We start from the raw sequence: 4772 nt of genomic DNA on the forward strand, positions 1-4772 counted from the left end.
CAACGCCCACCTGATCGACGCCGCCCTCGCTATCCATGGCGACGAGCCGGGGTTCGGGTATCGGTTCATCGCGGACGAGATCGAGGCGGAATCCGGCATTCGGGCATCGGAGCGGCGTGTGTGGCGGCTGTGTTCCCAGCAAAGGATCTGGTCGCATTTCTCGAAGAAACGCGGCCTGAACCGCAAAGCTGGCCCTCCCGTCCACGACGACCTCGTGCGACGCGACTTCACCGCGCAGCGGGCGAACCAGCTGTGGCTGACCGACATCACCGAGCACTGGACCGCTTGGATCTTGGCAGGAGTGGGCCCATTTTTGGTTGGCGTTGACATAAACAGTTCGACCCACGCCGAAGGGGCCGGTGAAGCGCCGTAGGGCATAGGAGCCGTCAGGCCAGACAAGGCCGACGTTGCTCAATGTGATCGAAGAGTCCCAGGCGGTCAAACAGCTCACGGACACTGTTTCCTGGAGAGTGCGTGGGTGGTTGTCGTCAGCGACCGTCGAGACGTCCGATCAGCTTCTGCATCGCGGTCATCGAGCCGCCGAGCACGGCGGGAATGCCGCCGCCGGGGTGCACCGACGCGCCGACCCGCCACAGCCAGGGCCGGGCCCGGCTGGTGTAGCCGGGGCGATGGAACGGCCCGCTCTGCCAAAGCGGGTTAGTGGCGCCGTAGAGAGCCCCGCCGGTGGAGCCCCAGTCGGAGAAGTACTGCGGGTCCAGTACAACGTGGTCTCGGAAGAACTCGCTGATCGGCCGATCCAGGCCCACGGCGCCGCTGACCCGCGCCACCTCGCTCGCCACCCATGGGCTGTCGAGGGTGTACGTGCGGCCGTCGGCGGGGGCGGTGAGTAGCACAGCCACGGTGGCCCGGTCGTTGGGGTATACCTCGTGCGGCCGGTAGTAGTTCAAAAATGCCATTGTCTGCTCGGGTACCATCCCAGCATCGAGGCTATGGTGCAGCGCTGCCGGATCGTCGGGCAGCACGATGGAGTGCGTGGCGGTGACCTCGGGCAGCGGCGCTTCCAGGGACGCATAAATCGCCACCCCCGAGCAGCTCAGCGCCCGCGGCCGGGATTTCGGCAGTCCAAGCAGCCCGTCGAGCACGGCGCTGTCGAGCCCGCTCACGACCACGTCGGCCGGGTATGCCGCCACCGCGGTGGTCACGAGCATTTTCGAGACGGATGTAACGGGCTCGCCCGTGTGCACATCCGCGCCCGCATGCAGCGCCAGTCGGTGCAGCGCGAGCGGTAACTCGTTCACGCCGCCGTCGGGAACCCAAACGCCGCTCCGGGCCATGATGGCAGGCATGCTCGCGTACAGAGCCAGGGTGTGCTGGGGGGAGACGCCCGCGTTCAGGGTGTGAATGGCGATGATCTCGCGCAGGCCGTCGGGCATCCAGGTCAGACTGTCCAGAAAGCCGCGGGTGGTCAGTCTGGTGCCGTAGACGCGAAAGACATCGCGTACGGCCGGCAACGACGACAAGTCGGTCGGGTTGGCGGTGAGCATACTCGTGAGCTGCGGGCCGAGGCCGCTGTGTTCACGTTCGAAGCGGGTCCAGGCCGCGTGCCACGGGTGCCCGGCCGGGACCGGTAACGTGACATCGTCGCCCCGGTAGAAGTACCGGCCCACTTCGGGCAGTCGGTGCAGGGTGAGTGCGGCCACGTCGGCGGGTTCGGGCGGGGTGGAGTGGCGGGCGCCGAGCGCGTCGTAGCGGGCGATCATCTCGTCCCAGACCAAGGGGAACGTGACCAGTGCCGGCCCGGTGTCGACCCGCTGACCGTCGATCGAAAGGCGTCGGCTCTTGCCACCGATCCAATCGGAACCTTCTAACACCGTCACTGTATGGCCGGCGCGGGCCAGCAGGGCAGCGGCGGTGAGGCCCCCGATGCCCGCGCCCAGCACGACGATGCGTTGAGGGGTGGTGGGCTTGCGTGAACGGGTCATCGGTAAACTTTCAGCAGAATGGCGGCCACGATTTGAGCCCCGGCGATGGAGCCGGCGACGTAGGGGAACGCGATGGAATAGCGGTACAGGCGGCGGGCGGTGGCTGGAGTGGGGTCACGCCCCAGCTTCAGCAGCAGCCAGCCGGCAATCAATGCGCTTACGACGGCGACCGGCCAGTTCACCAGCACAAACCCGACCGTTGACAGGCCCCACCACACCCCACTCCACACCACGGCACCCCGAGTGCCGAGATGCACCGCTGTGGTGTGGATTCCGGCGGCGCGGTCCTCGTCGATGTCCTGAACAGCATCAAAGGTATGTTTGGCGACGCTCCACGCCATCAGCCCGATCGCGGCCGCCCAGATCGGTGACTCGCCCACGGCCAGGGGCACGAACACCAGCGGGAATGCATAGGCGGCATTGCTGAGTGAATCGAGGTAGCGCCGGGCCTTGAATCGTAGGGGCGGTGCCGAGTAGAAAACAAAAATGGTGACATACGCGGCGATCCAAGCGAACGCCGCTGGCGGCAGCGTCACCAGGAAGTAAGCGATGAAAGGCACGTTTGTGACCAGCACCCCGAGCACGATCGTGCGCGTTTCGGAGCTGAGGATGCGAGCCCCTTCGAGGCCGCCCTTGCGGGCGTTCTGGGCATCCGTTTCCTGGTCGAGGATGTCGTTGACGCCGTAGATCAACAAGTTGAACGGCAGGGTTGCCCAGAGCAGCAGCGGGACAACGTCCCAGCGCCATAAATCCCCGAGCAGCCACATGCCAATGACGGAGGTGCCGATGGTGTTCACCCAAAGCACCGGCCGTGAGATCTGAACCAGGCGGGAGATCATTTCTTCACTCTATCTATCCCGCGAGGGGCCCCGGTTTTGCGGATAGTGTGCCGCTCAGTTGGCGGGGATGGGTCTGCGGCGAAACGCCCTGCGTAGGTCGGCCGAAAAGAGACCGCGACGGTGTCGGGATCGATGCCCGCCGAATCGAGCCGAGTAGGCAGGCTGGTCGTGTTGGGTACCGGCAACGGGCGCCTTTCGTGCGCAGCAGCATCTCAGAGCCACAGGAGGTGACATTCACCACCCGGCAGCACGCGGAATCAGCCCAGACACTCGCGCTGCTGTGTACGGCCTGCTCGCCCACAGACTGGCCGGTCGCGGTCAAGCACGTGGGCGCGATCGGCCAGCCCCACCAGCAGGAACTCCGTACTGTCCGTCTGGGGATGGATCTTGAACAGGGCGAGTTGGCACGGAGAGCCTCGGTGAGCCGCACCGCTGTTTCAACGCTAGAGAACGGGCGTGGGTCGTCCCTGTCCACCGTGATCAAGTTGGCGCGTGTGCTCAACCTCGACGACTGGATGGACGGTATCGCCGCCGATGAGACCATCCCCAGCCCGCTTGAGCAGTTCGCAGCTGCACGCCGTCAACGAAGGCCTCAGCTGCGGGTGAGCCAGCGGGTCCGATGAGCGTCTGCGAGCAGACCTAGGGCTTCGTGCGGTGACCTGGTCGCGACCGCAGGCTTGGGCCGTCAAACCCGACCGCATCGGGCTCAACGTCAGATGGTCGGTTCGGGGGACGGGTCTGGAAGGTGATCGAGCGCGAAGGAGAGAATGAACCCGCCCGATGCAAACGCAGGTGTGGGGTTAGATATGAGCCGCGCACCTAGCTCATAATCGCGCTGCCTCAAATTATGACTTAGGGCCGAAGTCATAATTCACGGCCCCGGTGGCGATCTGACGGAACCGTTGAACCTTTTGTGATCGCCGTTGATTGTGTGACTAGGTGTACAGCAGACCCAAGGCGGCGATCGACGACCGACTCCAGGTCACGGTGCGCAACGACACCACGACAGAGTTGTCCCCCTTCGAGATCTACTACGTGATGACCGACGTGACCACGGGTCAGAGCGAGGCCTACTACCAAGCCCTGACCGGGTTCACCCTCGCGGCAGGCGTCACGAGTACGCTGTCATTCGACGGCGAGACCGGCCCTGGCCACTTCCCCGAGAACACCTTCAGCCTCTATCGCAGCTCCAAAAATCAGGTGAACTTCACGATCGAAGTCAGCGCTGCCGGAGTTCGGGTGGCCAACGCCACCGCAACAAAGGGATCCGGCGCCGGAGATGAAGCAGACTGACACGGCTCGTAGGGACCTGCCATGAAATTGCTTGTGATAGAGGACGACGTCCGCATCGCGGACGTCGTTCGACGCACGTTCGCCGAGGCCGGCTACGCCGTCGATGTCACCCACACCGCCCCAGCCGGCGTGGAGGCGTTCGAAATTGAGACCTACGATCTCGTCGTCCTCGACCTGATGCTTCCGGGACTCCCTCGAGGTGGCATGGACGTGTGCGCCCGAATCCGCGAACTCAACCAGGACATCCCGGTACTTATGCTCACCGCGCTGGACTCCACTCGCAAGAGAGTCGAAGGACTAGATGCCGGAGCTGACGATTACCTCGTCAAGCCCTTCCACCTCGTTGAGCTTCTCGCTCGAGTTCGAGCGCTGCTCAGGCGAGCCCCGCGAGCCCAGGCGCCCATCCTGAAAGCACAGGGTGTCACCCTCGACCCCGCCACACGCACCGCAACCCGAAACGGCAGAACCATAGTCCTGACGGCGAAAGAGTTCGCCGTGCTGGAATACCTCATGCGCAACCTAGGCCAAGTCATCAGCGCCTCGGAGCTGATCACCCATGCCTGGGACAGCAACTACGAGGGCTACAGCAACGTCGTGCAGACCTACATCCGCTATCTGCGCCAGAAACTCACGCTGCCCGGTGAGGTCGAGATCATCGAAACTCGGCGAGGTGCCGGATACGTGATCGCAGCCGACC

The 4772-nt window shown here is 64.5% G+C and carries 5 protein-coding genes and 1 pseudogene; 4 read left to right on the forward strand and 2 right to left on the reverse strand.

Annotated features, from left to right (window positions below; all coding sequences use genetic code 11):
• Positions 1 to 283 (forward strand): annotated as a pseudogene (locus H7290_RS10485) (IS3 family transposase); the annotation flags it as partial.
• Positions 284 to 488: 205 nt separating this feature from the next.
• Here H7290_RS10485 and H7290_RS10490 read toward each other — a convergent pair.
• Complete coding sequence (locus H7290_RS10490; protein ID WP_290513961.1) at positions 489 to 1943, reverse strand: NAD(P)/FAD-dependent oxidoreductase; 1455 nt, start codon at positions 1941 to 1943, stop codon at positions 489 to 491.
• Positions 1940 to 2782 carry a UbiA family prenyltransferase gene (locus H7290_RS10495; protein ID WP_290513962.1) on the reverse strand — a complete coding sequence of 281 codons (843 nt, stop codon included), beginning with the start codon at positions 2780 to 2782 and terminating at the stop codon, positions 1940 to 1942. Before H7290_RS10495 ends, H7290_RS10490 begins: the two co-directional genes overlap by 4 nt.
• Positions 2783 to 3009: 227 nt before the next feature.
• Here H7290_RS10495 and H7290_RS10500 point away from each other — a divergent pair, with 227 nt between their 5' ends.
• The 3 genes from H7290_RS10500 to H7290_RS10510 all read left to right on the forward strand — a co-directional run.
• On the forward strand, positions 3010 to 3405 hold the full coding sequence (locus H7290_RS10500) for a helix-turn-helix transcriptional regulator (RefSeq protein WP_290513963.1): 396 nt from the start codon (positions 3010 to 3012) through the stop codon (positions 3403 to 3405).
• 316 nt (positions 3406 to 3721) lie between these two features.
• Complete coding sequence (locus H7290_RS10505; protein ID WP_290513964.1) at positions 3722 to 4075, forward strand: hypothetical protein; 354 nt, start codon at positions 3722 to 3724, stop codon at positions 4073 to 4075.
• A gap of 21 nt (positions 4076 to 4096) precedes the next feature.
• Positions 4097 to 4772: response regulator transcription factor (locus H7290_RS10510; protein WP_290513965.1), on the forward strand; the 676-nt coding region annotated here is incomplete at its 3' end.

Origin of the sequence: Aeromicrobium sp. (genome assembly GCF_014378035.1) — a bacterium.
Taxonomy (GTDB): domain Bacteria; phylum Actinomycetota; class Actinomycetes; order Propionibacteriales; family Nocardioidaceae; genus Aeromicrobium.

What these genes read in the sequence shown, in the direction of transcription:
- H7290_RS10490 (WP_290513961.1), bottom strand. Translation starts at nt 1,943, where the DNA reads ATGACCCGTTCACGCAAGCCCACCACCCCTCAACGCATCGTCGTGCTG.
- H7290_RS10495 (WP_290513962.1), bottom strand. Translation starts at nt 2,782, where the DNA reads ATGATCTCCCGCCTGGTTCAGATCTCACGGCCGGTGCTTTGGGTGAAC.